This window comes from Coprococcus sp. HCN-4056 (assembly GCF_037892645.1).
GTDB lineage: Bacteria > Bacillota > Clostridia > Lachnospirales > Lachnospiraceae > Coprococcus > Coprococcus ammoniilyticus.
Genome location: NZ_JBBKBL010000001.1, coordinates 22323 through 46904, shown reverse-complemented (window position 1 = coordinate 46904; position 24582 = coordinate 22323). Strand labels below are relative to the sequence as shown.

General features: G+C 41.5%; 18 protein-coding genes. 12 read left to right on the top strand and 6 right to left on the bottom strand.

Going from position 1 to position 24582, the window contains the following annotated elements; translation table 11 throughout:
* Positions 1 to 19 precede the first annotated feature (19 nt).
* Positions 20 to 1606 (top strand): YARHG domain-containing protein, encoded by a 1587-nt coding sequence (locus WKT03_RS00145; protein ID WP_340390732.1) that lies wholly within the window; start codon positions 20 to 22, stop codon positions 1604 to 1606.
* Here the strand turns inward: WKT03_RS00145 and WKT03_RS00140 are convergent.
* Positions 1572 to 2363, bottom strand: a complete 792-nt coding sequence (locus WKT03_RS00140; RefSeq protein ID WP_340390731.1) for an arginase family protein — start codon at positions 2361 to 2363, stop codon at positions 1572 to 1574. The genes WKT03_RS00145 and WKT03_RS00140 overlap by 35 nt on opposite strands.
* 225 nt (positions 2364 to 2588) lie before the next feature.
* Here WKT03_RS00140 and WKT03_RS00135 point away from each other — a divergent pair, with 225 nt between their 5' ends.
* From WKT03_RS00135 to WKT03_RS00125, 3 genes are all read left to right on the top strand, one after another.
* The gene (locus WKT03_RS00135) at positions 2589 to 3947 is read left to right on the top strand and encodes an ATP-binding protein (RefSeq protein ID WP_340390730.1); all 1359 of its coding nucleotides are present in this window, start codon (positions 2589 to 2591) and stop codon (positions 3945 to 3947) included.
* Positions 3948 to 4035: 88 nt separating this feature from the next.
* Positions 4036 to 4302, top strand: coding sequence for a sporulation transcriptional regulator SpoIIID (gene spoIIID, locus WKT03_RS00130; protein ID WP_340390728.1), 267 nt, complete (start codon positions 4036 to 4038; stop codon positions 4300 to 4302).
* A gap of 266 nt (positions 4303 to 4568) precedes the next feature.
* Positions 4569 to 5966 (top strand): DUF6034 family protein, encoded by a 1398-nt coding sequence (locus WKT03_RS00125; RefSeq protein ID WP_340390727.1) that lies wholly within the window; start codon positions 4569 to 4571, stop codon positions 5964 to 5966.
* A gap of 218 nt (positions 5967 to 6184) precedes the next feature.
* On the opposite strand, the gene WKT03_RS00120 is transcribed toward WKT03_RS00125, so the two are convergent.
* Positions 6185 to 6595 carry a carbohydrate-binding domain-containing protein gene (locus WKT03_RS00120; RefSeq protein ID WP_340390726.1) on the bottom strand — a complete coding sequence of 137 codons (411 nt, stop codon included), beginning with the start codon at positions 6593 to 6595 and terminating at the stop codon, positions 6185 to 6187.
* A 573-nt stretch (positions 6596 to 7168) separates the two neighbouring features.
* On the opposite strand from WKT03_RS00120, the gene WKT03_RS00115 reads away from it, so the two are divergent.
* Together WKT03_RS00115 and WKT03_RS00110 are read left to right on the top strand one after the other, a co-directional pair.
* The gene (locus tag WKT03_RS00115; protein WP_226801102.1) at positions 7169 to 8221 is read left to right on the top strand and encodes a metallophosphoesterase family protein; all 1053 of its coding nucleotides are present in this window, start codon (positions 7169 to 7171) and stop codon (positions 8219 to 8221) included.
* Positions 8222 to 8223: 2 nt separating this feature from the next.
* Positions 8224 to 9918, top strand: a complete 1695-nt coding sequence (locus WKT03_RS00110) for an ATP-binding protein (protein ID WP_186847175.1) — start codon at positions 8224 to 8226, stop codon at positions 9916 to 9918.
* Between the two features lie 78 nt (positions 9919 to 9996).
* Here WKT03_RS00110 and WKT03_RS00105 read toward each other — a convergent pair whose 3' ends face one another.
* The 4 genes from WKT03_RS00105 to murC all read right to left on the bottom strand — a co-directional run bounded on the left by WKT03_RS00105 (position 9997) and on the right by murC (position 15175).
* Complete coding sequence (locus WKT03_RS00105; protein ID WP_340390725.1) at positions 9997 to 11193, bottom strand: ribose-phosphate pyrophosphokinase; 1197 nt, start codon at positions 11191 to 11193, stop codon at positions 9997 to 9999.
* A gap of 99 nt (positions 11194 to 11292) precedes the next feature.
* Entirely contained in the window at positions 11293 to 12297 is a 1005-nt protein-coding gene (locus tag WKT03_RS00100) for an ATP-binding protein (RefSeq protein WP_340390724.1), read from the bottom strand.
* A 19-nt stretch (positions 12298 to 12316) separates the two neighbouring features.
* Positions 12317 to 13480 (bottom strand): DnaD domain protein, encoded by a 1164-nt coding sequence (locus WKT03_RS00095; protein ID WP_118663180.1) that lies wholly within the window; start codon positions 13478 to 13480, stop codon positions 12317 to 12319.
* A 312-nt stretch (positions 13481 to 13792) separates the two neighbouring features.
* Positions 13793 to 15175, bottom strand: coding sequence for a UDP-N-acetylmuramate--L-alanine ligase (murC, locus tag WKT03_RS00090; protein ID WP_021944689.1), 1383 nt, complete (start codon positions 15173 to 15175; stop codon positions 13793 to 13795).
* Positions 15176 to 15563: 388 nt separating this feature from the next.
* Between murC and WKT03_RS00085 the strand changes: the two genes are divergently transcribed.
* From WKT03_RS00085 to WKT03_RS00060, 6 genes are all read left to right on the top strand, one after another.
* Complete coding sequence (locus WKT03_RS00085) at positions 15564 to 16328, top strand: YwaF family protein (protein ID WP_340390723.1); 765 nt, start codon at positions 15564 to 15566, stop codon at positions 16326 to 16328.
* Between the two features lie 82 nt (positions 16329 to 16410).
* Complete coding sequence (locus WKT03_RS00080; protein ID WP_340390722.1) at positions 16411 to 17862, top strand: 4Fe-4S dicluster domain-containing protein; 1452 nt, start codon at positions 16411 to 16413, stop codon at positions 17860 to 17862.
* A 169-nt stretch (positions 17863 to 18031) separates the two neighbouring features.
* Positions 18032 to 19387, top strand: a complete 1356-nt coding sequence (locus WKT03_RS00075) for an ArsB/NhaD family transporter (RefSeq protein WP_340390721.1) — start codon at positions 18032 to 18034, stop codon at positions 19385 to 19387.
* 377 nt (positions 19388 to 19764) lie between these two features.
* Complete coding sequence (locus tag WKT03_RS00070) at positions 19765 to 21438, top strand: AMP-binding protein (protein WP_117784457.1); 1674 nt, start codon at positions 19765 to 19767, stop codon at positions 21436 to 21438.
* Positions 21439 to 21527: 89 nt separating this feature from the next.
* Positions 21528 to 21974, top strand: a complete 447-nt coding sequence (locus WKT03_RS00065; RefSeq protein ID WP_021944694.1) for an acyl-CoA thioesterase — start codon at positions 21528 to 21530, stop codon at positions 21972 to 21974.
* Between the two features lie 559 nt (positions 21975 to 22533).
* Positions 22534 to 24582, top strand: coding sequence for a hypothetical protein (locus WKT03_RS00060; protein ID WP_340390720.1), 2049 nt, complete (start codon positions 22534 to 22536; stop codon positions 24580 to 24582).

Below are 24582 nucleotides of genomic sequence, written 5' to 3'. Positions count from 1 at the left end.
GAAAGGGAAGGTGAAAAATATGTTTTGCAGTAATTGTGGAAAAGAATTACAGGATGGATGGGCGGTATGTCCAAATTGCGGACAACCTGTAGAACAGACCTCACCGGAGCAAATTTCCGGATCTGGTCAGTCTCAGAATATAGAATACAATACTCAGACTTTTGATTATATTCAGCCTGATTTGCAAAATGGCCATAATGATAGAGAGAGCAAGAAGGTAACAGAAACAACTTCATTGACAGGATACCAGAAGTTTCGTTTTTGGAGTGCGATGGTATGTGGCATCATAGTTGCAGTAGTGTTTTTTATTATGGGACAGTATCTGGCTGGAGCAGTTATGATGTTGGCTGCTGTATTATTTTGCCCTCTGATCTTAGGAAAATTTGGCGGATGGAAACGGGCGATATTTATATGCTTCGCTATCCTGGCAGCAGGTTTATCTGCAGAGATCTACTATGTTTCGAATGGGAAAAAGGATGAAGCTTCCGATAAAGTCACTACAAAACAAAGTGAGGTTTCCGAAGATCAGACAGAAATGATAGCAGATGCATCAGAGGATTTGTCAACAGATACATCAACAGATGCCCAGGTTACGGAGGAAAATAGTTCAGAGAATACAAGTGAGGCACAGACTGCATACAGTGCAGATATGGTTATTGATTCCGATATGTCAGCACAGGTAGAAACTGTAAATTATACAGGTGTATATTATTTGCCTTACATAAATTATGACGGTGCAGCATGTGACGAAGTAAATAAAAGAATCGAGAAGCTTGCACAGAATTACATAGAAAATACAGATGAATATGGATCAGGCTGTATGGGAATCAGTTATAAATGGACTCTGTATGGTGATATATTATCGTTGATCATACCGCTTCAATTTGATGCAGATATGGTTGAGTATAATGTGTATGTTCTGGATCTGAAAAAGGATAAGCTGCTTACGAAGAAGGATCTGCTTGCAGAACTGAATATAGATGAAGCAGATTATGAACAGGATGCACAGGACACCATGGATGCCTGCTTTTATTCATTGTATGGAAGCTTTAAAGATACAGATGACTATTATGATGTCGTTTATAATGAAACAATAGCGTCTGAAAATGTTGCAGAGGCACTTCCATATATTGATGAAAATGGAACCCTGGGAGCTGTTGCAAAGATTTATTCTATGGCAGGAGCAAATTATTATTACCATATGGTTACGGTATTGGCGTTGGATGGAGCCTGTGAATATAGCGGAGAAAGTGATAATTATAATTCTAAGGTGCTCGCCAATACAGATAACCAGTCAGGCTCACAGGAAACAGGGGATACTTCAGATTCCGAGTATATGCTTCCGAATAGTGATTCTGAATACATATCAGATAGTGACCTGGATGGGCTGACACCGGATGAATGCCGTCTCGCTCTTAACGAAATATATGCCCGCCATGGAAGAAAATTTAATGATCCGGATTATCAGGCATATTTCAATTCCAAGAGCTGGTACAATGGAACGATTGATCCGGATGATTTCGATGATACAGCAATGTTTAATCAGTATGAGCTTGCAAACAGGGATTATATCATCGATTATGAGAAACGGATGGGGTATCGTTAGAAATATGTGATCGAATAAAATCAATCAGCTCATGATTTATACGTTCATTTTTTTCTTCGTCTTCCATGTATTCTGGAAGTGGTAGATCCGGTTGGCATTCACCGCAGATATCGATGCCGCATACGGTTTCATGGCTTAAGATGATGCCAAGCAGATGTTCCAACATGTCAAGTGACATGTCGCCCTGATTCCAGTTGGTTTCTGTGAAACGGGTAGAGAGAACATCTTTATCAATAGAAATATAAAATGGGACACCTGAGAGGATGTTTGCTGATTTCTTTCGGGCAGTCCCATTTTTTAGTTCTTCAGCAGAAAAGGTCAGAAGACGGTCTTTGCGTACTGCATCAATCTGGAAAATGTCGGCTGCTTCCGGTCCGATCAGAATTAACTGTTTCAGATTTGGATTCTGGTCCAGAACAAGCCCCGCCCAGTCACCACAGCTCATCATTCCGTCAACGAGTGGTCGCTGCATATCTGTATGGTGGTCGAATACTACGAGCGAGAACGGTCGTTTGATCTGGTCGGTTGTTATCTTTGTTACATAATGAAAATTCCCGGAGTCAATAAAATGGATACCGTTGATTCCATATGGCATGATTCGTTTCCGGATCTCGGCAGCGGCTTCATCTGAACAATACAGGTCGCAGCCTTCAATGTCAGAGCAGTCGATCCAGTGAAACCGTGGGTTATCCTTCATATCTTCATCGCAGTATACATGCGTAAAATCCAGGATGTAGTTGTTTGGTTTGTTGTTCATTATCAAAACTTCTTTCTTCAATGCATTCCGCAAAATCAGCATCCTTGCGAGCAAATAATTTTGCGTTCATTATATCATGGTTCAAAAATAATGTACAAATCTTGTATAAACGGACAAAAAATATAAAAATAACCTTGTATAAACGGACAAAAATGCAAAAATAACCTTGTATAAACGGACAAAGATATGGCATAATATATATGAAAATATGAAAGAAGGTGTAGAATGAGAAGAAAAATAAAAAATGATATTTTGAATTTTTTGAATCAGGATGCCAAAAAGAAGGCTTTGCTTGTTACTGGAGCTAGACAGATCGGTAAAACATATATAATTAGAGAATGTATAAAGGAAACCACAGCTTCTTTTGTTGAAATCAATTTTATTGAGAATAAAGAGGCAAAAAAATTATTTTCGGATTTTAAAAATACACGCGATTTTTTGCTCAGATTATCGGCATTTGCAGAAGGTGAATTAATAAAAGGTGAAACGATTATTTTTTTGGATGAGGTACAGGAGTGTAAGGAGATAGTTACGGCAATAAAATTTTTGGTTGAAGAAGGAAATTATAAATATGTATTAAGTGGTTCTCTTCTTGGTGTTGAATTAAAGGATATTCGATCAATTCCTGTCGGATATTTGCAGGTTATAGAAATGTATCCTATGGATTTTGAAGAGTTCTGTATGGCAAACAATGTGAGCCAACGGATATTGGACTCATTAAAGGATTGCTTTATAAACAAAAAAGTCGTAGATGAAGTTATACATGAAAAAATGTTGGAATTATTTCGCTTATATTTGATCGTTGGCGGAATGCCAGAGGTGGTTAAGCAATATATTGATACAAATAATCTTCAGAATGTTATTGATTTGCAAAGCCAGATTATAATGCAATATAAAAAAGATATTGCTAAGTATGATCCGGAAAGCAAATTATATTTGGAAGACATATTTGATCTGATTCCAAGTGAATTGAACAATAAGAATAAACGATTTATTATGAAAAATCTTAATGAAAATTTTAAGCTTTCCAGATATGAGAATAGTTTTATATGGCTGAAGGATGCAGGGGTTGCGCTTCCGGTATTTTGTGTATCGGAACCCATGTTACCGTTGCTTATATCCAAATCGACTAATTTATTTAAGTTGTTTCTTGCAGATGTAGGACTTCTTACAGCCATGTATGCAAATGGAATTCAAAAGAAAATGTTGATGAATGAGCTCAATATAAATTATGGTGCAATATATGAAAATGTTGTTGCACAGGAGTTGAAATGTCATGGATTTAATTTGTTTTATTATAACAATAATCGATCTGGAGAATTAGATTTTATTATCGAATATGAAAATTGCGTATTGCCTATTGAGATAAAATCAGGAAAAGATTATGAAAGACATGCGGCTCTTAATAATTGCATGAAAAATCCTAGATATAATATTCATGAGGCGTTTGTTTTCTGTAATGGTAATGTAAATAAAAAAGACAATATTATATATTATCCTATTTATATGGTAACATTTTTGAATAAGGAAAAAAAACTGGGAGATATGATATATAAGCTTGATCTAAGCGCATTAATAGAATAAAAATAATTCTATGTTCATCCCATCAGATAGACATAGACAAAAATTCCTCTGCATACATTGTAAAAATGAGATTTGCAGGGGAATTTTTTTGAGAGATTATATTGAAGAAAGAGCAGAAGAAATTGGACAATATATCGTGGAAAGCGGAGCAACGGTCCGGCAGACAGCAAAGAAATTCGGAGTAAGCAAAAGCACGGTACATAAGGATGTAACCGAACGTCTGGTAAAGATCAATCCATTTCTGGCGGCAAGGATTCGCGTGGTTCTGGATGTAAATAAAGCGGAGCGGCACATCCGGGGAGGAATGGCGACGAAGGAAAAATATCTGCATGAGCGGGAAGAACAGGAGTGTTGATTTTGCCTGGATAGGAAAAATGATGTTTGAATTTGGCTTTGCTTTAAGATTTTATAAAAAAATAGAAGGAACTCAAATTATCAGAACAAAATTTGAGTTCCTTTTTGAGTTCGTGAATATTATTTGTTTTTTGATAACATGCTGGAAACATTCTGTAAGAAGATTGTATCTGGAATTGCAAATAGAATTAGGTTACAATGAAAAGTAGCTAAAGCAAGATAGCGGTTAAGAAAATGGGTAAAAAATAGATATTGGAGGCGGTTATAATGAGACGAAAGTTATGGAGAAATAAAAAGCTTGTAATGCTGGCGGCAGTATTTTCATGTGCTGCAGCACTGACAGCATGCGGGAAAAAGAATGCAGATTATGATATAGACGGAGGAAATGCAGACGGAGGAAGTGTTCAGAGTAAATATGATATTCCGGAATCCTGTGATGTCACATTTGACTCAGGTTCGACCGGACTTAAGAAGATACAGCTGACAGATGCGGATATCACAGTACCGGAAACCGGTGCGATGTATGTGGCTCCGGTAAAAATGAAAGAGACAGATCCGGAAAGCCGAAAGGAATTGGTAGACACATTATTTGATGCGGATAAAGGGGTCTATGTTTATTATGACATGGAACATATGGACAAGCTGTCAAAGGAAGATATTCAGGCGTATATCGATCTGTATGAAGTGCAGAAAAAAGCAGATCCGTCGCATGCTTCGAATTATGACTCGGATATTGACCGCATGAATCGTTTATTGCAGACGACCTCAAAGCAGAGGGAAAAGGCGGGAGATTATTCCGCTGATGAATATATGGGTATGGTTGGAGATCTGGAGTACAGATTGAGTTTTCCACAAGAGGGAGAAGCAGATACGCTATTCCGGATCAAGGAGGATCTGCTGCAGTACCGTCCGATGGATGGGGCGACCGGAGTTATCACGTCCAGTGCAGAGGAATATAATACCAGCATGAGTGAAGAATATGGAGAATTATCAGATATAAATGAGTGTTCGCTGTCAATTGATGAGGCGCGGCAGATGGCAGAAGAATTTCTGGATAAGATCGGTGGTTCGGAGGCAGTTTTACAGAGTGAGTCAGATCTGTGCTGGTTATATCGGAATGATGGTGAATCCGACCAGGAGCTTCCGGTTGTTGTCGATGGATATTCCTTTGAATATATAAGATCTGTCGAGGATCAGCCTGTGTCAGATGTAGCGGTCTGGACCGCAGATAATCTTCGTCAGGCAAATGGATTTGTGAATGTCCCAATCGAGAAATATACGATTCAGGTAGATGCAAATGGTGTAATTGAAGCTCTCTGGAACAGTTATCTGGAAGCGGATGGCAGCCCACAGGCGGTGGAGCTGTTATCCTTTGATGAGATGCTTAAGAAAGCAAATGAGTCTATAGCAGCATATTATACCAAATATCCGACAGCATATAAACAGATTGCATTTAACGATATTACGTTGTCTTACTATCTGAAACAGAAGGAAGATGGAAGCGGGTTTGAGTATGTTCCGGCATGGATCCTTGCGGAATATGAAGATCCGGAGGATCCGGAGCTGCCGGAGCAGGTTGTCATTCTGGATGCCAGAGATGGCTCGGCCATCGACCTGATGAGTCTTGCCGAAGCAGTTGGCGGTATTTCCAGCGCAACCGAATAGAAAGCACAGCTTGTTTGTTACAGGACAGACTATGATACATGGTGCACATTCGGCTAGCCACTTCTAGTTGACGGTGGAAGTCGGCGTAATGCTCTGGCTGGTATCCCCGGCTGTCAGGGTATAGGTGCTGCCTATTGTAAGCTCCGGACAACTGACGATGATCGAGTTGTAGGATTTTGTGGTTTCGTGTGACAGGAGTACATTTTCATCGTTATCTGTCAGAGTAACCGTGGTGGTTTGGTGGTTCCACTGACATTTGAGGACAGTGTCAGTATGTAGGTGCATTGTGTGGAGTCCGAGCCGAAGCTCTGTGCCATGCCAGAATACCCGGTTGCAAGGAAACAGCCGCCGGTAATGGACGCGGAGATACTGTAATCCAATGCACTGTCGCCATTGCTTTCCGGACCTTCCACATATACAGTACCGCCATTCATATAGAAATAGCCGTTGCTGTCGATTCCATCTCCGCCTGCATTGATCGTAACAGTGCCACCATTGATCGTGAGTACACAGGATTCGTCGGCATCCATGTCAAAGCCGCCCATACCACCTGGAGTGTTGCTCTGTGGCTGGCTGGTGCTGCTGCCTGAAGTATCGGCAGAGCTATTTGATGGAGGATTCTCCGGCATCTGATTGTTGTCAGGGAACTGTGTATTTGTGTATTTTTGAAGCTTGCAGCATTGTCAGAGGAATTTGAAGTCTGGGTTTCTGAGGTGACGGCATTTGCATTCATAGTCACAACACTGTTGTTGGTTGAATTATCATATGGATCGGATTTGTTATCCTTACTATTCACACCTTTCATTTCTTATTTGATTTGCCCCGATTTATGTGGCTGTATACCACTGATCGATTCTGGTGCAAACAAGTTGCGCTTTCTATTCGGTGTATATGCCTAATTTGCTCATGCTCCTGTGCTACGAAAATGCAGCCCAATAATTGCTTATTGTAAAAAAGTTTCTATCTATAAAATAACAGCTATAACTTAAATCAACTTAAAAATATAGCCAAAGTATACCGCACCTGCTTTTATATCGCAAATTAAAAAGACTCGTAGTTTGGGATATTCCGGCTGCTGGCGCAGCGACCGGAATATCCATGTTTGCCAATCTTTTTAATTGCGATATAGGGGCAGGTGGGGTATAATCAAGAGTGAGTTGCCAGAGGTTTTTCTGGCTGAGAAACAGAAAAGGGGTTATCCTATGAGATTTATTCATATAGCGGACGTCCATCTGGGCGCCGTTCCTGATAAAGATAAAAGCTGGAGCAAAGAGCGGGCAGACGAGATCGAATCAACATTTGACCGCCTTTTGGCTGTGGCAGAAGAACGCAAAGTAGACCTGCTGCTGATCGCGGGAGATCTGTTCCATGCACAGCCATCCCTGCAGGATCTGAAGAGTCTGGATTATAAGCTGTCGAAGCTCACAAATACAAGAACGATCATGATCGCGGGAAATCATGATTATATCAGTAAAGGATCACCGGCAGAGAGTTATGAATTTACATCGAACACAGTGCTGATGCCGGCAGACACATTCAGTAATGCATATCTGGACGATATCAATGTCTGTGTGACAGGATTCAGTTTTGGACAGGTGGAATATACAGAAGATGTCTATGCGGATATCATGCCGCAGATGGAGGATGTGGTCAATATTCTGCTGGCACATGGTGGAGATGAGAAGCATATTCCGATCAATTTTCGGCAAATGGCAGAGGCGGGATTTGACTACTGCGCGTTGGGACACATCCACAAACCAAAGCATATCGTGAAGAATAAGATGGCATATCCGGGTTCGTTAGAGCCGCTTGACCGGACAGAGACCGGCAGACATGGATTTATCTATGGACAGATTAAGGATGGCGAGACAAAGATACGTTGGGAGCCATTTAACTGTCGAAGTTATATTAATCTGGGGCTTGCTGTGAAACCGGAATATAGCGAAGCAAAGATTCTGGATGTTCTTGCGAAGCAGATGGAGAATATGGGGACACAGAATATTTACCGTATTATTCTGTCCGGACATATGGCAAATGGATTGAAACCGGATTTTTCAGGTCTGATGAGAAACTACCGTATCTATGAGATCGTGGATAATACATTGTGTGAGTACGATCTGGACAAGCTTCATCTGGATAATGAAGATAATCTGCTTGGAAAGTTTATTGAACGATTCGCGGATGCAGAGGACGAGATCAGCAAACATGCATTAAAGTATGGGGTAGAAGCAATACTTGCAACTGGAGATAAGTGATCATGTATATAAATAAGCTGTTATTAAAGGAATTTGGAAAATTTAATAATAAAGAGATCCGGCTGAAAAAGGGCTTGAATCTGATCTACGGTGCAAATGAATCCGGTAAGACAACGGTGAAAGAATTTATTGTTGGCATGTTGTATGGAATTGATAAGACCAGAGGGATCGGAGCAAGGCTGGATAATTATGAGCTTCGCAAACCGGTAAACGGCGGTGGTTATTCCGGAAAGGCATACGCTGTAACAGATGACAAAAGCTATCTTCTGGAGCGGAATTTCCTTCGTACAAATAAAAATGCAACGCTGACAGAGATTGAAACAGGAAAAGAAGTACAGCTTAAGAATCCGAATTCTTATAAAGGCATCCTGTTTGATGTAGATAAAAGCACCTATACGAATACCCTTTGTATCGGAGAACATGGTGCTGCACCGGGGAAGGAACTGGCAGAGGATCTTGGCAATTATGTGGTAAATCTGACCACAACCCGGAATGCCGATATTGATAAGACAGAAGCGGTCCGGTATCTGAAAAATGAACGCCGGAAATTTGAAAATAAAAAGCTGGCAGCAGAGATCGATCAGTTAAATGAACAGATGGATGCGCTTGGAGATGTAGACGGAGATCTGGAAGCAATCCGGGAAGAACGCCGGGAAGAGCTGGATGCTTATAATATGGAGATCGCGCGGCTGAAACGGGAGGCAAGACAGCTTGTAAACGAGAAGGATGCAGCAATTCCGGATGAAGATGAAGATCGTACCAGAAGTCATATCTTCCTTGATGTGGAAGCGCTGGATGATGACGAGGAGTTCCGTCCGAAGACACAGAAAAAGCTGACTGACAATATATTTATTATAATGCTGACTGGTATTCTGGTTGTTGCCGCAGTTATGCTGGCGGTTCACTTGCTGAATTTCCAGAAAGCTATCCAGCAGTTATTTACAATCTGTACGATCGCATTTGTGGCTGTTACGATCATTGACGGATTATTCCGGAAGGGCTTCTTTGATGGAGCGGATGCAGTACCGGATGAGGCAGAATTTGACCAGATGATCTATGAGCTTGGACGTGCTACAGAATCCAGAACAGTCCGGATCGAGATCGACCGGAATTTTCAGGAAGCACATGATGCAAAATTAGAGCTGTTGAAGTTCAAAGAGCATGATGCCGTAGCAAAGCGGGATTCCTATTATGAATTAAAGGGCAAACGGGATGAGCTTCAGAAACGGTTTGAGGTGATGGAGAAGGAACAGAAGGCGATCGACCTTGCGATCCAGACTATCAATGATATATCGGTGGATATTTATAATGATTTCGGTGGCCGTTTAAATGAGAATATTTCGGAGATCGTCAGTATCATTACAGATGGCAAATATAACGATGTGAAACTGGATGAAAATATGCATATTTCGGTATTTGACGACGATCATTATATGCCGATCGAGTTCCTAAGCAGCGGAACGATTGAACAGATCTATCTGGCTGTCCGGCTGTGCATCGCAGGGCTTCTCTGCAAAGACCGTATGCCGATCATTGTAGACGATATCTTTACAGCCTATGATGAACACCGCCTGAAAAATGCACTCTACTGTATGAGCCGCATTGATACCGATCAGGTCATAATCTTTACTTCAAACAATGCCATTGGAGATATGCTGGATGATCTCTCTATGGAATATAATTATGTAGAATTATAAATGAATAGCAGAATAAATGTAAAAAACCCCTACCTACGATAGAGCTGGATGCAGGCGGGGTTTTTTAGTTATACTTAATTACATCTCATAGTTATCAGAGATGGTATGTTTTTCTTTGTACTCAGCGATACGTGCGTTGATCCGCTCAGCAGGATCTAACAGCTCGCTGATAGAAGCATCGTGATTTAAGTGATCAATGATCAGAGCGATGTACTTGCTCATATCGGCTGATTCGTACCAGTCCTTCTTGAACAGGTCAGGCATCTGGTAGGTCAGGTTGGTTGTGATGACCTTTTCGATCAGACCTTCTTCGTGGCACTTATCGAATACGTCAAGACCCTTTGTAAAGAGACCGAAGGTAGCGATACAGTAAACACGTTTTGCTTTTCTCTGCTTTAACTGTCTTGCAACATCGATCATGCTTTCACCGGAAGCAATCATATCATCGATGATGATAACATCCTTGCCCTCAACAGAATCACCAAGGAATTCATGAGCAACGATCGGATTTCTTCCATCAACAACGCGTGAATAGTCACGACGCTTGTAGAACATTCCGACATCGACACCTAACAGGTTCGCAAAGTAGATTGCTCTGTGCATAGCACCCTCATCCGGAGAAATGACCATCATATGGTTATTGTCAATTTCAAGATCCGGTGTGGTACGGAGCAGGGTCTTGATGAACTGGTAGGTTGGACGTACATTCTCAAATCCGCTCTTAGGGATGGCATTTACGACACGAGGATCGTGTGCGTCAAATGTCACAATATTGTCAACACCATAAGACTTTAATTCCTGAAGCATAACGGCACAGTCAAGAGATTCTCTGGAAGAACGCTTGTGCTGGCGGCTTTCATAAAGGAATGGCATAATTACTGTGATCTTTTTTGGTTTATCAGTCATAGCGGCGATCAGTCGTTTCAAATCTGCATAATGGTCATCCGGAGACATACGCTGTGGCTGGCCTGCCATTGTATAAGTACAGCTATAATTTCCGACATCAACCATAATATAGATATCTTTACCACGAACGGATTCATTCAGAATACCCTTTGCCTCACCGGAGCCGAAACGTGGACAATCGGCACTGATCAGGTAAGTATCAGCTTCATATCCGTGGAAAACAATGTTGTCTTTGTGTACATTGTCTCTGTTAGCTCTCCATTTTACGAGATAATGATCAACCTTTTCACCAAGGCCTGTACAACTTTTGTGAGCGACAATTCCGAGACTGCCCACGGGTATGGTTTCTAATTTGCTATCGTCTGGCATGATAAATATCCTCCATAATCTTATAGTGTAATGATTCGATACCTTATATTGTTAGTATCATTGATAGTATATATGCAAATGCAGAAGACTGCAATGCCATCAGTTAGAAGTTTTATTCTGGATCCGGTCTTTTCGTTTGGTGTAGCGGATATTTGTTCCATATAATGGAAATACCTTAAAGTCACCAATGATACGGGACATGATACGTTCCGTATACCGGTCAGAAAGCTCCCGCATACTCAGATTGGTTGAAATCAGAGTAGCAAGGGATCGGTTGTTGCGCATGTTAATGATCTCAAATAACTGGGAATTAACGAAAGTATTCGGAACCTCGGTGCCGAGATCGTCAATGATCAGCAGTTCACAGTTATAGATATAATCATATAACATCATCTTTTCTTTTTCACGCACATTACCCATTATAATGCCTGATAAAATATTTTCAAATAAATTTATTGAAGTCAGATAAAGAACTGTGTGTCCTTTGTCTAACAAAGCCTTTGCAATACAGTTGGACAGGAAGGTTTTCCCAAGTCCTGTTTCTCCATAGATTAGAATACCGGAGTGGGATTCGTCAAAATGCGCCACATAATCTTTGCAAGCTGCCAGAGTGTTTGAGGCATTCTCGTATGGCGTATGCTTATGCGTGCCATCATTCTCCCGGCTGTAGTAGTTCAGGGAAAAAGTAGAGAAATTCTCTCTCTCCAGGATCTCACGTATCGTGGACTGGTTGTACAGCTCGTCGATCACCTTCTGTGTCATACATTTGCAGGGATGGCTTCCCTGATAGCCGGTGTCGTGACAGAGCGGACATTCATAGATTGGTTCCAGATAGTTCTCCGGATATCCATGCTCTTTTAAAAGAGCTTTTTTATAAGCTGCCAGTTCCCGATTATTCTGGTTGATGTCTTCCATATTAACAGGCAGTTTTCGTATTCTGTTTCTTGCTGCCTGAATAGAAGAGGAAGCGATCTCCTGATCGATCTTTTTTATCTCAGGAATCTTTTCATATATTTCAGCTTTTCTATTGTCTGCCAGAATTTCATTTTCAAGACGCTTCCGTTGAAAGCCTGACAATATACTATCATAATCTATATTTTTCATAATTACACATAATCCTTATTTAGTGAGAATTTATCTCATCTAGGAACAACTGCTCCATTTCATCAAGCTCAGCCGACATGTCTTTTTGCTGGAATGAATTGAAAGCATTCGGTTTAGCATTGTACTGACTTGATTTTTGTGATGTATTTCGTTTTTTTGCTTCGTGATATTCTGTGCTTGCTTTGGCAATATCATCGACTGTTTTGACACCTTGTTTCTGCCATTTTTTCAGGATACCGTTGATATAGGCAAATGTTACATCGTGAGGATGCTGTGCAATTCCACGGTTGCAGGCTTCAATGATGACCGGCAGTTCAAAGCCCATTTCCTTATTCCAGGAATCCATCCATGCGACTTCTCCTGTGGTTGGAGCTTTCCGGTTGATACCAAGTGCCTTAAAGACTGCACGGTACAATGGGTTGCCATTTTCAGCAGCTTCCTTTGCTTCCTCCAGTGTGTGGATGCCGGCCTGATACCAGTTTTTGGCAATGCCCTCTGCATAACGGAGATCCGGTTTCTCAATGCTGACACAGTATTCGATCAGATATTCCATGATCTCGGTGGAGAAGCCTAACTGATCGTGAATATAGATCAGGATCTCGATATCATTCACCGATAATTCTTTTCTGAAATAGGTTTCTGCTTCAAATATCACGTCGGCAAATGCATCATCTTCCTTTGCCTTTGCTGCAAGGGCGGCAGAGTAAGGCTGTTTCTCCGGAAATACAGACGCCGGTTTCTGAACCGGTTCCGGTCCTGATATGGTATTCTTGGTATGTACCGGTTTGCTTGCTGCTGGAACAGCAGGCTTCTTTTTCTTTTCCGGAAACTTTAATAAAGAGATGCTGTCGAGCGACAGGGAGGTGTCTGCCTCTTCCTTTGTTTTTTCATGCAGAGGAAGAAGGGTAATACCTGTAAGCTGGCCGGATGCATCGTAATCCAGACGTAATACGTCCTCGCTGATCCAGTACCGGATCGCACGGCAGATATCCTTCTCTGTGAGGTTGAAATGATCTGCAATATCAGCTACCGAGATCGGTGCTTTTGAGGACAACAGTCGGATAAGATATAGATAGACCTTGACAAATTCGCCATTTGCTTCGGTCATATAATAATCAATAAAATGATTCGATACCAGGGAAAATGTTTCCTTTGCTTCTGTTGAAATTGTGATGTAACTCATGGTAACTTTTCCCGCCTTTCATAACTTTTGGATGTCTCCAAACCTTCTCTGGTCAAGAAGTGCTCACATTATAGCATGTGTTTTTTAAATTGCAAATAGAACAAATAGTCGGTTGGAAAAATGGACAGGGATGTTGATTTTGTGGATAATGTGGAGAAGTTTTGGATAAAAAAATTATTTGTTACTAACACATCGGGAACAGGTGCTAAAACAGGGCATTTGTGAAAAAAAGAAAGTAAATTTTATGTAAACAAATGAAAAGAGCTGTATGAGGAAAACTCCTTCACACAGCTCTGTGGATAATGTGGATAATTATTTTTTTATCAGCTCATTTCCAATAGAATCGACATTTCCGGCACCCATAGTTATCAACAAATCATTTTTTTTGCAATTTTTCAATAAATAATTTTCGATGTCCATAAAGGATGGCAGATAGAACGCATCGGTTCCATAAGAAGCAATCTTTTCGGCGAGCTGCTTCGAGGATACCAGACCTGTGTCTTTCTCTCTGGCCGCATAGATATCAGCAACGATAACATGGTCACAGACACTTAAGACCTTTGCAAAGTCATCGAAAAGGGCATATGTTCTGCTGTAGGTATGAGGCTGGAATACACACCATAATTCATGGTAGTCTGTATTCTTTGCAGCGGCGAGGGTTGCAGCAATCTCAGTTGGATGATGTGCATAGTCATCCATGACCTTTACATTGTCGAGGATCGTTCCTTTATACTCGAATCTCCGCTCTGCACCCTTACAATGCAGCAGACCTGCTTTGATCGCATCGATTTCGATGCCAAGCTCTGTTGCGGCAGCAATAGCAGATAAGGAATTGTATACGTTATGCTTTCCAAATACATGAAGTGTGATGTCGGTGATCTCCTTTCCGTCGATCACAAGGGTATAAGTTGGACGGCCAAACTCATCAAAGCGGATATTTGCAGCGCTGTAATGGTTCTTTGGATCTTCACCGAAAGTAATAACCTGGCACTTCAGATCTCTTGTTACGGTATCAAAATACTGCATATCACCATTTACAATGACTTTTCCGTTTTCAGGAGTCTTTGTTGCAAATGTGTGGAATGACTCCGCGATCTCTTCAATGCCGCTGAAGAAATCCAGATGATCCGCATCAACATTTAAGATAATGCTGATGTATGGTTTGAATGCGTGGAAGCTGTTTGTATACTCGCAGGCTTCTGTTACAAAGTAATCAGAAGAACCTACACGGATATTTCCACCGATATCATCGATGATTCCGCCAACGGAAATTGTCGGGTCAACGTCGGCCTCTAACATAATATAAGAAAGCATGGCAGTTGTGGTTGTCTTACCATGAGTACCGCTGACCGCGATGGAGTATTTGTAATTCTCCATGATCTGACCTAAGAGCTGTGCTCTTGTCAGCATAGGGATATTTTTGGATTTTGCAGCCTGAAATTCTTCATTATCCGGATGGATGGCTGCTGTATATACGACAAGGTCAATCTGATCTGTAATATTGCTTGCGGTTTGTCCGATATTGATCAGAGCACCCATGTCAGAAAGTTTATCTGTCATATGGGATGCTTTCATATCGGAACCGGTGACTTTAAAACCCTCTTTAATAAGAATTTCGGCAAGTCCGCTCATGCTGATACCACCGATTCCCATAAAATGTACATTTATTGGATGATTAAAATCAATTTTATACATGATGTTTCGCCTTCCTGAAAAGAATATTTGTGAGTATTATAGCATAGATAAAAAAGGAGTGGATTATTTTTTCATAAAAATTGAAAAGTTCAGAATTTAGTGTGCGATGCGGACAAAATGAAAACGAAAAATAAAAAATTATACGGTATCATGTCAAATATAGGCAGATTTCCGTGATTATTAACAGAAATTTGTCGTTTTTTTTGACATGGAAAACATAAATAGTTCACATATCGTTCATGAAATGTTCACATATATACTGTAACATACAATACGAAAGCTTTTCATATATTTGAATCCTTTCCCCCCTCATTTGGAGCCACCATTTTGGTGGCTCTTTTCTTTTTATTATCGGATGAAAAGCATTATTTATGGAGATGATAAGGGTATGTTTGGAGATTTTTTTCGATATTGGGATGAACTGCCGCAAGATGGTGGTTTTCGATTATTTGGATGGATTCATATTTGCTGGCTGGTTGGAATTATATTTGTATGTATAGTGACCGGTTATTATTATAGAAAGGCAGATGCTACTGTTCAGGACAGGATCCTGAAAATACTGACGGGGATATGTCTGTGTCTGGAATTAGGTAAGGATCTCTATTTGATATGGATCGGGGAGATGGGGATATCATATCTTCCGTTTGAGATGTGCGGACTGGCGATTTTTGTGGAACTGGGATTTGCATTTTTCCACCGGGAATTTCTGGGCGAAGTTATGTGCGTGATCAGTATGCCCGGTGCAATGGCGGCACTGTTATTTCCGGATTGGACCAGATATCCGTTATTTAATTACATGCACATCAATTCTTTTCTGATACATGGACTTTTAGTGCTCATTCCGGTGCTTGTTCTGACATCCGGAAGATACAAACCTTCTATAAAAAGGATCTGGCAGATCTTTTTGTTCTTGTTTACAGTTGTTCCCTCTGTCTATGTTATAAACAGGATCTGGGGCTGCAATTTTATGTTCCTCTGTTATCCGTCCAATGGTTCTCCATTTCTGTCTGTTTATCTGCGGCATGGCTATGTTCCATATCTGATCACGTATGCCGTTACAGTCATTCTTTGTATTTTGGTTATATATGGAATACTGGACAAAATCGCTTCCTTTTGTGGTAAAAATGTGGTATACATTAATAGGAAGAATTAGTTGAGAAAAAAGTCATAATAATAGAAAATATGCGCAGAAAGAACTGCGTATATGGAAGATAGAATACGGAGAATGAGAAAAAATGATAACAAACGATGCGACGCTTTTAAAAGTAAAACATGAAGTATTGTATGAAGTTGCCAAGCTTGCGTATGCCGGACGATTGGAGGAAGAAAGAGACAGTCTTCCTTATAAGATGGTTCCGGGACCGCAGCCGGCATTTCGATGTTGTATCTACCGGGAACGAGAGGTTATCAGACAGAGGATCCGGCTTGCGGAAGGTAAAGCACCGGGTGCTGAAGATGACGGAAATATCGTACAGGTCATTAATTCCGCCTGTGAAGGATGTCCGATCTCCCGATATGTAGTAACAGATAACTGTCAGAAGTGTATGGGTAAAGCCTGTCAGGCAGCCTGCCGGTTTGGAGCGATCAGCATGGGGCGGGATAAGTCCTATATTGATCCATCTAAATGTAAAGAGTGTGGGCAGTGTGCAAAAGCCTGTCCTTATAATGCGATCGCAGATCTGGTACGACCTTGCATGAAGAGCTGCCCTGTGGATGCGATCTCGGTGGCCGATAATGGTACCGGTATTGCCGTGATCAATCAGGACAAATGCATACAGTGTGGTTCCTGTGTCCATAAATGCCCGTTTGGCGCGATCGGTTCTAAGACATTTATCGTGGATATCATTAAGAAGATGCGTTCAGATATTAAGGTGTTTGCTATGCTTGCACCTGCAACGATCGGCCAGTTTGGTGCAGATATTACGATGGCAAGCTGGAGAACCGCTTTAAAGAAGATTGGTTTTTATGATGTTGTAGATGTATCACTTGGAGCGGACATGACTGCCATGAATGAGGCGAGGGAATGGATCGAAGCCAAGGAGAAGGGGGAGAAGAAGACAACCTCCTGCTGTCCGGCATTTAAGAACTATATTGAGAAGCATTTCCCGACATTAAAGGATGCGATCTCAGAGACAGTATCACCGATGTGTGCAGCATCCCGTTATATAAAGGAAAAATTTCCGGGTGCAGTTACTGTATTCATTGGACCGTGTATCGCGAAGAAAGCGGAATCCATGTCAGGAGAGAAGGATACTGCAGATTATGCACTGACTTATGGTGAGATCCGTGCGATGCTTCGTGCAAAGGGTGTAAAGCTGGAGCCGGAAGAAGATACGGATGATCAGGGCAGTATCTATGGTAAGAAATTTGCAAATGCAGGTGGTGTAACTGCAGCAGTTCTTGAAAGTATGAAAGAACTTGGCTGTACCGGTGATGTATCTGTATGCAAATGCAGTGGCATAACCGAATGCAAGAAAGCATTGACGCTGATGAAGGTCGGAAGACTTCCGGAAGACTTCATCGAAGGTATGGTATGTGAAGGTGGCTGTGTCGGCGGTCCATCGAGACACCGGGATCCAAATCTTGCAATGCGTGACAGAAATGCAGCACTTGCAAAATCATCGGATATATTGATCAAGGACAATCTGGACAAACAGAATGCAGAAACGGTTGATATGATCCGTTAGATATAAGAAGGTAATTGTAATATCGGATGTGGGGACTTCTGATATTACAGGGAAAAGCAGAAACTATTAACAACAAAAGAAAATAAAGCAGAAAGTAAGAAAATTAAATGTCGCCAGACGAAACATAAAATAAGCCCGGCGGCATTTTTTTTCGATGGAGGTTACACGCATGGTAGCACAGATTTTGGCACTTGCCATTTTTGTAGTTATGTTCGGATTGATCATATCCGAAAAATTTGAGCGTCATGTTATCACATTGGTATGTGGACTGGCAACACTTGTTCTGGTATTTGGTGTAGCAATGCACAGCATGGATGCGATACTTGAAACATTAAATATCAGAAACATTTTTACACTTTCGTTCTGGTATGAGGCAGGAGCCTCATCCGAGAGTACGGGTGGTATCAACTGGGCCACGATTATCTTTCTTGTGGGAATGATGGTTATGGTAGAAGGTATGGCAAAGGCGGGTTTCTTTCGCTGGCTATGTATGACGATCGCGAAAGCCGTTCGGTATAGGGTCATTCCGATATTTATTACATTCATGATCATGTCATTTGTCCTTGCTATGTTCATTGACAGTATCACGGTTATCCTGTTCTTAGCAGCAGTTACGGTGGAACTGGCGCAGCTTCTGGACTTTGATCCGATTCCGCTGATCCTGTCTGAGATCTTCTGCGCAAATTTGGGTGGATCGGCAACAATGTGTGGTGATCCTCCAAATATCATTGTCGGAACATCCCTTCGGTATTCGTTCTCCGATTTTATTACAAATACCGGCCTGATGGCGGTACTTTCACTGGTGGTTATTATTTTTTACTTTTATTTTTGTTTCAGGAAAGAACTCACTGCATCTTCGGCGCCACAGACTTCGGAGAAAGATCATCCATCACCGGTATCTGCGATCACGGATAAACGGGCATTTGCCATTAGCTGTGTGATCTTTTTATGTGCGGTTGCCTTACTTATCACACATGCACAGACCGGACTGACAGTTGCATTTATCGGTCTGTTTATAGCAATACTGGTTCTTCTGACATCAGGAAAGAATATCGGACATATTTTAAAAAATGTAGATTATAAGACGATCCTTTTCTTTATTGGTCTGTTTGTTGTAGTCGGTGGTCTGGAGCAGACCGGTATTCTGGAACTGGCAGCCGGATTTATCGGGAAGGTAAGCCATGGAAATGCCAAGGTAATGATAGCCATTATTATCTGGGTATCCGCGATCGCAAGTGCATTTGTAGATAATATTCCATTTGCCGCAACCATGATCCCGGTTATCAAGACTCTGGCAGCATCGACAGGTGTGGATCTCTCGGTTCTTGCATGGACACTGGCAATGGGTACAGATATCGGTGGAAGTGCGACTCCGATCGGGGCATCGGCAAATGTTGTCGGAATGTCGATCGCGGCAAAAGAAGGTCATCCGATCTCTTGGGGCAAATATTGTAAGGTATCGGCTCCGGCATCCGTTATCGTTATTCTGATCTCAATGGTCTGCATCTATCTGCGATATTTCTAGTATTTTTACAGAAACGGGAAATGGCATCACCTGTTATGTAGCAAGCCTTTTTCAACGCCGGTTCTTAGCGAATTGCCAAAGGCGAAGAGCTTAGCACCGTTGCGTTGGAATAGAGTGCAAACGACTTGCGAAATAACAGGTGATGCTATTTCCTGTTTTTTGTAAATAAAAAACTACAAAGGAATTGAAAGCAAAAAACTGTTGACAGATAAGTGAAATATGGTACTATAGGTAAAGTAGTTTTTAAAACTACGTTTGAAGTTAACGAAAAACTTGGAATAAAGTCTGGAAAAACCGAGAACGAAGTTGCAAAAACTTGAAAAAAGGAAACATATTTTTCATTATATAGATCATTATTTTACGGAGGAACAGACAGTATGATAACAGAGTTAAAACCGGAAGAAGGAATTGCCGGAAAGTTTGTCAAGACAGCATTTGATGAGAATGGTGTATTAAGCAAGATTGAATTTACAAATGATGAGACCTTTAATTTTGCATTTGATGTAGTGGATGCATTAGCAGAAAAGACACCGGATAAGACAGCATTGATCTATGTGTCCAGAGATAAGGAAGAAAAGAAGTTTACATTTAAAGAGATCAAAGAGTATTCCAATATGGCAGCAAATTATTATAAGAGCCTTGGTATCAAGAAGGGCGACAGAGTGCTGCTGGTATTAAAGCGCCATTATCAGTTCTGGTTTACGATCCTTGCACTTCACAAGATCGGAGCAGTAGCAATTCCTGCAACCAATATCTTAAAGGTAGAAGATTACAGATACAGAATTGAAGCTGCAAATGTAAAGGCTGTTGTATGTACAGCTGATGACAAGATTCCGGATGCAATGGCAGCCATCGATCCGGATGATAAGGTGATCAAGGTTATCGTAAATGGTGAGAGAGAGCATTTCCATCCATTTGATAAAGATATCCTTTCATTCAGCAAAGAATTTGCACGTCCGACAGGTGAAGATACAGTCTATGCACATGATACCATGATTATCATGTTCACATCAGGAACAACCAAGCATCCAAAGATGGTTGCACATAATCATCTGTATGCACTTGGACATTATATTACAGCAAGATATTGGCATAACGTAAAGACGGATGGTATTCATTTTACAGTATCCGATACCGGCTGGGGTAAGGCTCTCTGGGGCAAGCTCTATGGTCAGTGGTTATGCGAGACCTGTATTTTCGTTTATGACTTTGATGTATTCAGTGCAGACAATATCATGAAGCTTGTAGAACAGTACAAGATCACAACCTTCTGTGCGCCACCAACCCTTTACAGAATCCTTGTTAAGATGGATCTGAGCAAATACGACCTTTCCGCACTGACTTACTGCACAACCGCAGGAGAAGCCCTGAATCCGGAAGTATTCTATAAATTCAAAGAGATGACAGGATTTACGATCTTTGAAGGCTTTGGTCAGACAGAGACTACACTTGCAATAGGAAATCTGAAAAATACAACACCGAGACCGGGTTCCATGGGTAAGGCAAGCCCACTCTATGATGTTCACATTATGAGACCGGACGGAACACTTGCTGATGTAGATGAGACCGGTGAGATCGTTATTAAGATTGCAGATGGCGAACCATATGGTCTGTTCTCTACTTATAATAATGATGAGAAAATGACAAAAGAAGTTAAGCACGACGGTTATTACCACATGGGTGATACCGCATATATGGACAAGGATGGATATTTCTGGTTCGTAGGCCGTGTGGATGATATCATCAAGGTTGCCGGATACCGTGTTGGACCTTTTGAGATTGAAAATGAGATTATGAAGATCCCATATGTTCTGGAATGTGCAGTTACAGCTATACCGGATGGAACCAGAGGACAGGCGATCAAGGCAACGATCGTTCTGACAGAAGGAACGGTTGGCGATGATAACCTGAAGAAAGAGCTGAAGCGTTATTTCAAGGAGAACATGGCGAGCTACAAACGTCCTCGTGTGATCGAATTTGTCGATGAGATGCCAAAGACGATCAGTGGTAAGGTAAGACGTGTAGAGATCAAAGAGAAAGACTGGAAATAAGTCTGGACGATTATCTGCTGGGATAGATTACAGGCAGATGAAATGACATAGCCTGTGAGAAGCAGGCAGGAAATGGAGATGTTCATAAAATGATAGATATGGAAATTAAGCCATATGAGCGTATGGTTTATTACTATGAAACTGACAGAATGGGAATTGTTCATCATTCTAACTATATCAGATGGTTTGAGGAAGCGAGACTGGACTGGATGAAGCAGATTGGATGGGATTACAAGACCATCGAGGACGACAATATCATTATTCCGGTATTGTCGGTATCTGCGGAATACAAAACCATGTCCAGATATGGAGACAACATTGTGATCTATGTAAAGCTTGCAGAGTACACAGGCATCCGTATTGGATTTTCCTATGAAGTACATGACAAGAAGACTGGAGAGCTTCGGTGCGTCGGCACATCCTGCCATTGTCTGCTGGATGAGAACAATAAGCCGGTGTTCATGCGGAAACGTTATCCGGAGAAGGATGCGTTCTTCAAGGAGCTCATGAAGCAGCAGGCTGAAGAGAATGCGTAAATTACACAATATAACAAGGGGATAGTCAATATCCATTTTACAGCACACTTGCGTTCGTGTCTCACGTAACGGTACTAAATTCACCGCAGGGGCGGTTCATTAAGGACCGACGTGAGACAAGGTCTGTAAAATGGATATTGACTATCCTCTTTTGTTATATTGTGTAATTTTATATAGTGGATTGCTGGGCAATACTGTAAAGCATCCTCACCATGTCCAGATATTTCTTTTGGCAGACCTTTTTTCACGTTGGTTCTTGATGAACCGCCTAGCGGTGAATCTAGTACCATTACGTTAAAATAGAACGAAAGTGCTCTGCATAAAGAAATATCTGGACATGGTGTGGGTTTTATAGAATTGCCAAGTTCCCCTGCCAGATCCTCGCTGTTGACACATTGTTTTATAATTGCTAGTATAGGCTTGATATAAGGGATTTCCATGCGGAATCAGGTATTATGTATGAGCATTATGGATGAGCTTGTTAGGAAAACTTGTTAAGAAAGATTATGAAGATCATGGCTGCAGGGCATGATGTATTTTGAAATGATATGAGGTTAGAATGAGAAAGATAAAAGAAAACAGAGAGAAAATGTATAGATCGCGTTGGACGAAAATTGTTAGTTATATGTTGGTAATGGTGATGGCTGTTTCCTTGTTTGGACAGGTTGCTGTGAATGGAGCATTTGATGGAACTGGTAAACAGGCAGGCACAGGTGTGATCGCGGGGCTTAGCCAGGTAGAGGCAGCTTCGGATACTTCTATTGATTATAAGGCGGCTTTGAAGGAAACGTCTGTTGCAATCGAGAAAAAGCTGACAACCTATAAGGTGGAAGTGGCAGATGAAACAGGCGGAACTTCTGTCGTAGACTGGTATGGCCCTGCAAATGCTTCAATCGGTGGCGAGTGGGCTGTGATCGGAGAAAGCCGTTATGGACGGAAGAATGTATTGTGGTATCGTGCCTATTATGAGAATCTGGTACGGGTATTACAGGTAGCCGGAGAAGCACAGGCATCTGCTGATGGAACAACTACAGGCGGAAGTGCAAAGACTGTGCCATTGAAGCTCGACAGCAGAAAGGGAACGGAAAATTCCAGAGCCATTCTTGCACTGACTGCTATGGGGATAGATGCGTCAAACGTAGAAGGGTATGATCTGACAGCAGCTTTGTCGGATATGACATATGTAAAAAAACAGGGCTTAAATGGACCAATCTGGGCGTTGATTGCGTTGGATTCCGGTAATTATGAGATACCGCAGATCTCATCGGGTAAAACAACAGCCCAGGTATCCAGAGAAAAATTGTTATCTTATATATTAAGCAGTGAGCTTACAGATGGTGGATTTAATCTGACGAAAAGTGATTCACAGGGGGCAGATCCGGATGTGACAGCAATGGCATTGCAGGCATTTGTACCATATTATACCGGACGGATAACTGTTGGAACAGAGCTTCAGAAGCAGATCAGGGAAGCAGTGGACCGGAACATACAAGTTCTCTCAGATATGCAGAAAACCTCCGGGGCATACAGCTCATATGGAAGTGAGAATGCAGAAAGCACGGCACAGGTGCTGGTGGCTTTATCCAGTCTTGGAATTGATGGAAGAACGGACAGTCGTTTTGTAAAAAATGGAAAGTCTGTGCTGGATGGTCTGTTGTATTTTTATATACCATCAACCGGTATGTTTAAACATGTAGACACGGAAAAATCCGGCAATCAGATGGCGACCGAGCAGTCGTTTTACGCATTGGTAGCGTATCAGAGGTTCCGGAATAAAAAAGCAACCTTATATGATATGACAGATGCGGATAAAGCATGTGTTATGGAGCTGGCAGATTGCAGCGTAACCATTTCAAAGACCGCATACACATATACCGGAAAGACGATCAGACCTGCAGTGACTGTTACCTGTAAAAAGCTGGATGGAACAACGATCACTTTAAAAAAAGACACAGATTATACAGTCACATATAAGAATAATAAAATGCCAGGCAAGGCAACGGTCGTAGTAAAAGGTAAGGGTGATTATACCGGAAGCGTAAGCAGAACGATCACGATCGCACCGACGGCAACGGTGATTTCTTCGGCGACAAATACAGAAACCGGAATCCGGCTGAAATGGAAAAAGACGACAGGCGCAGAGAAATATATCATATATCGTAAAGCGGGAAATGGCTCCTGGAAGAAATATAAGGCGGTAAAGGCGGCAAATGGATGTTCCTTTACAGATACTAAAGTTACAAATGGAAGCAAATACGCATATAAGATACGGGCGTATGCGGATGGTGTATATGGAGCATACAGTTCCATACACACAGTATACCGGGTAAAACAGCCGGCCCTGAAAGTGAAAAAGACAGGAAAAGGCAGACTGAAGTGTTCCTGGAAGAAGAATACGAAGGCGAACAGTTACCAGATCATGTATGGAACGAAGGCATCCATGCAGGGGGCAAAGACGATCGCGATAAAAAAAGCCGGAACCGTGAAAAAGACTATAACCGGATTAAAAGCCGGAAAGAAATACTATATACGGATCCGGAGCTGTAAAACGGTGAATAAAAAGAAGTATTACAGCAGTTGGAGCAAGACCGTAAATATCCGGGCATGA

Coding starts and splice junctions, on each gene's coding strand:
- WKT03_RS00145 (WP_340390732.1), top strand. CDS start 20: ATGTTTTGCAGTAATTGTGGAAAAGAATTACAGGATGGATGGGCGGTA.
- WKT03_RS00140 (WP_340390731.1), bottom strand. CDS start 2,363: ATGAACAACAAACCAAACAACTACATCCTGGATTTTACGCATGTATAC.
- WKT03_RS00135 (WP_340390730.1), top strand. CDS start 2,589: ATGAGAAGAAAAATAAAAAATGATATTTTGAATTTTTTGAATCAGGAT.
- WKT03_RS00125 (WP_340390727.1), top strand. CDS start 4,569: ATGAGACGAAAGTTATGGAGAAATAAAAAGCTTGTAATGCTGGCGGCA.
- WKT03_RS00120 (WP_340390726.1), bottom strand. CDS start 6,595: ATGCCGGAGAATCCTCCATCAAATAGCTCTGCCGATACTTCAGGCAGC.
- WKT03_RS00115 (WP_226801102.1), top strand. CDS start 7,169: ATGAGATTTATTCATATAGCGGACGTCCATCTGGGCGCCGTTCCTGAT.
- WKT03_RS00110 (WP_186847175.1), top strand. CDS start 8,224: ATGTATATAAATAAGCTGTTATTAAAGGAATTTGGAAAATTTAATAAT.
- WKT03_RS00105 (WP_340390725.1), bottom strand. CDS start 11,193: ATGCCAGACGATAGCAAATTAGAAACCATACCCGTGGGCAGTCTCGGA.
- WKT03_RS00100 (WP_340390724.1), bottom strand. CDS start 12,297: ATGAAAAATATAGATTATGATAGTATATTGTCAGGCTTTCAACGGAAG.
- WKT03_RS00095 (WP_118663180.1), bottom strand. CDS start 13,480: ATGAGTTACATCACAATTTCAACAGAAGCAAAGGAAACATTTTCCCTG.
- murC (WP_021944689.1), bottom strand. CDS start 15,175: ATGTATAAAATTGATTTTAATCATCCAATAAATGTACATTTTATGGGA.
- WKT03_RS00085 (WP_340390723.1), top strand. CDS start 15,564: ATGTTTGGAGATTTTTTTCGATATTGGGATGAACTGCCGCAAGATGGT.
- WKT03_RS00080 (WP_340390722.1), top strand. CDS start 16,411: ATGATAACAAACGATGCGACGCTTTTAAAAGTAAAACATGAAGTATTG.
- WKT03_RS00075 (WP_340390721.1), top strand. CDS start 18,032: ATGGTAGCACAGATTTTGGCACTTGCCATTTTTGTAGTTATGTTCGGA.
- WKT03_RS00070 (WP_117784457.1), top strand. CDS start 19,765: ATGATAACAGAGTTAAAACCGGAAGAAGGAATTGCCGGAAAGTTTGTC.
- WKT03_RS00065 (WP_021944694.1), top strand. CDS start 21,528: ATGATAGATATGGAAATTAAGCCATATGAGCGTATGGTTTATTACTAT.
- WKT03_RS00060 (WP_340390720.1), top strand. CDS start 22,534: ATGAGAAAGATAAAAGAAAACAGAGAGAAAATGTATAGATCGCGTTGG.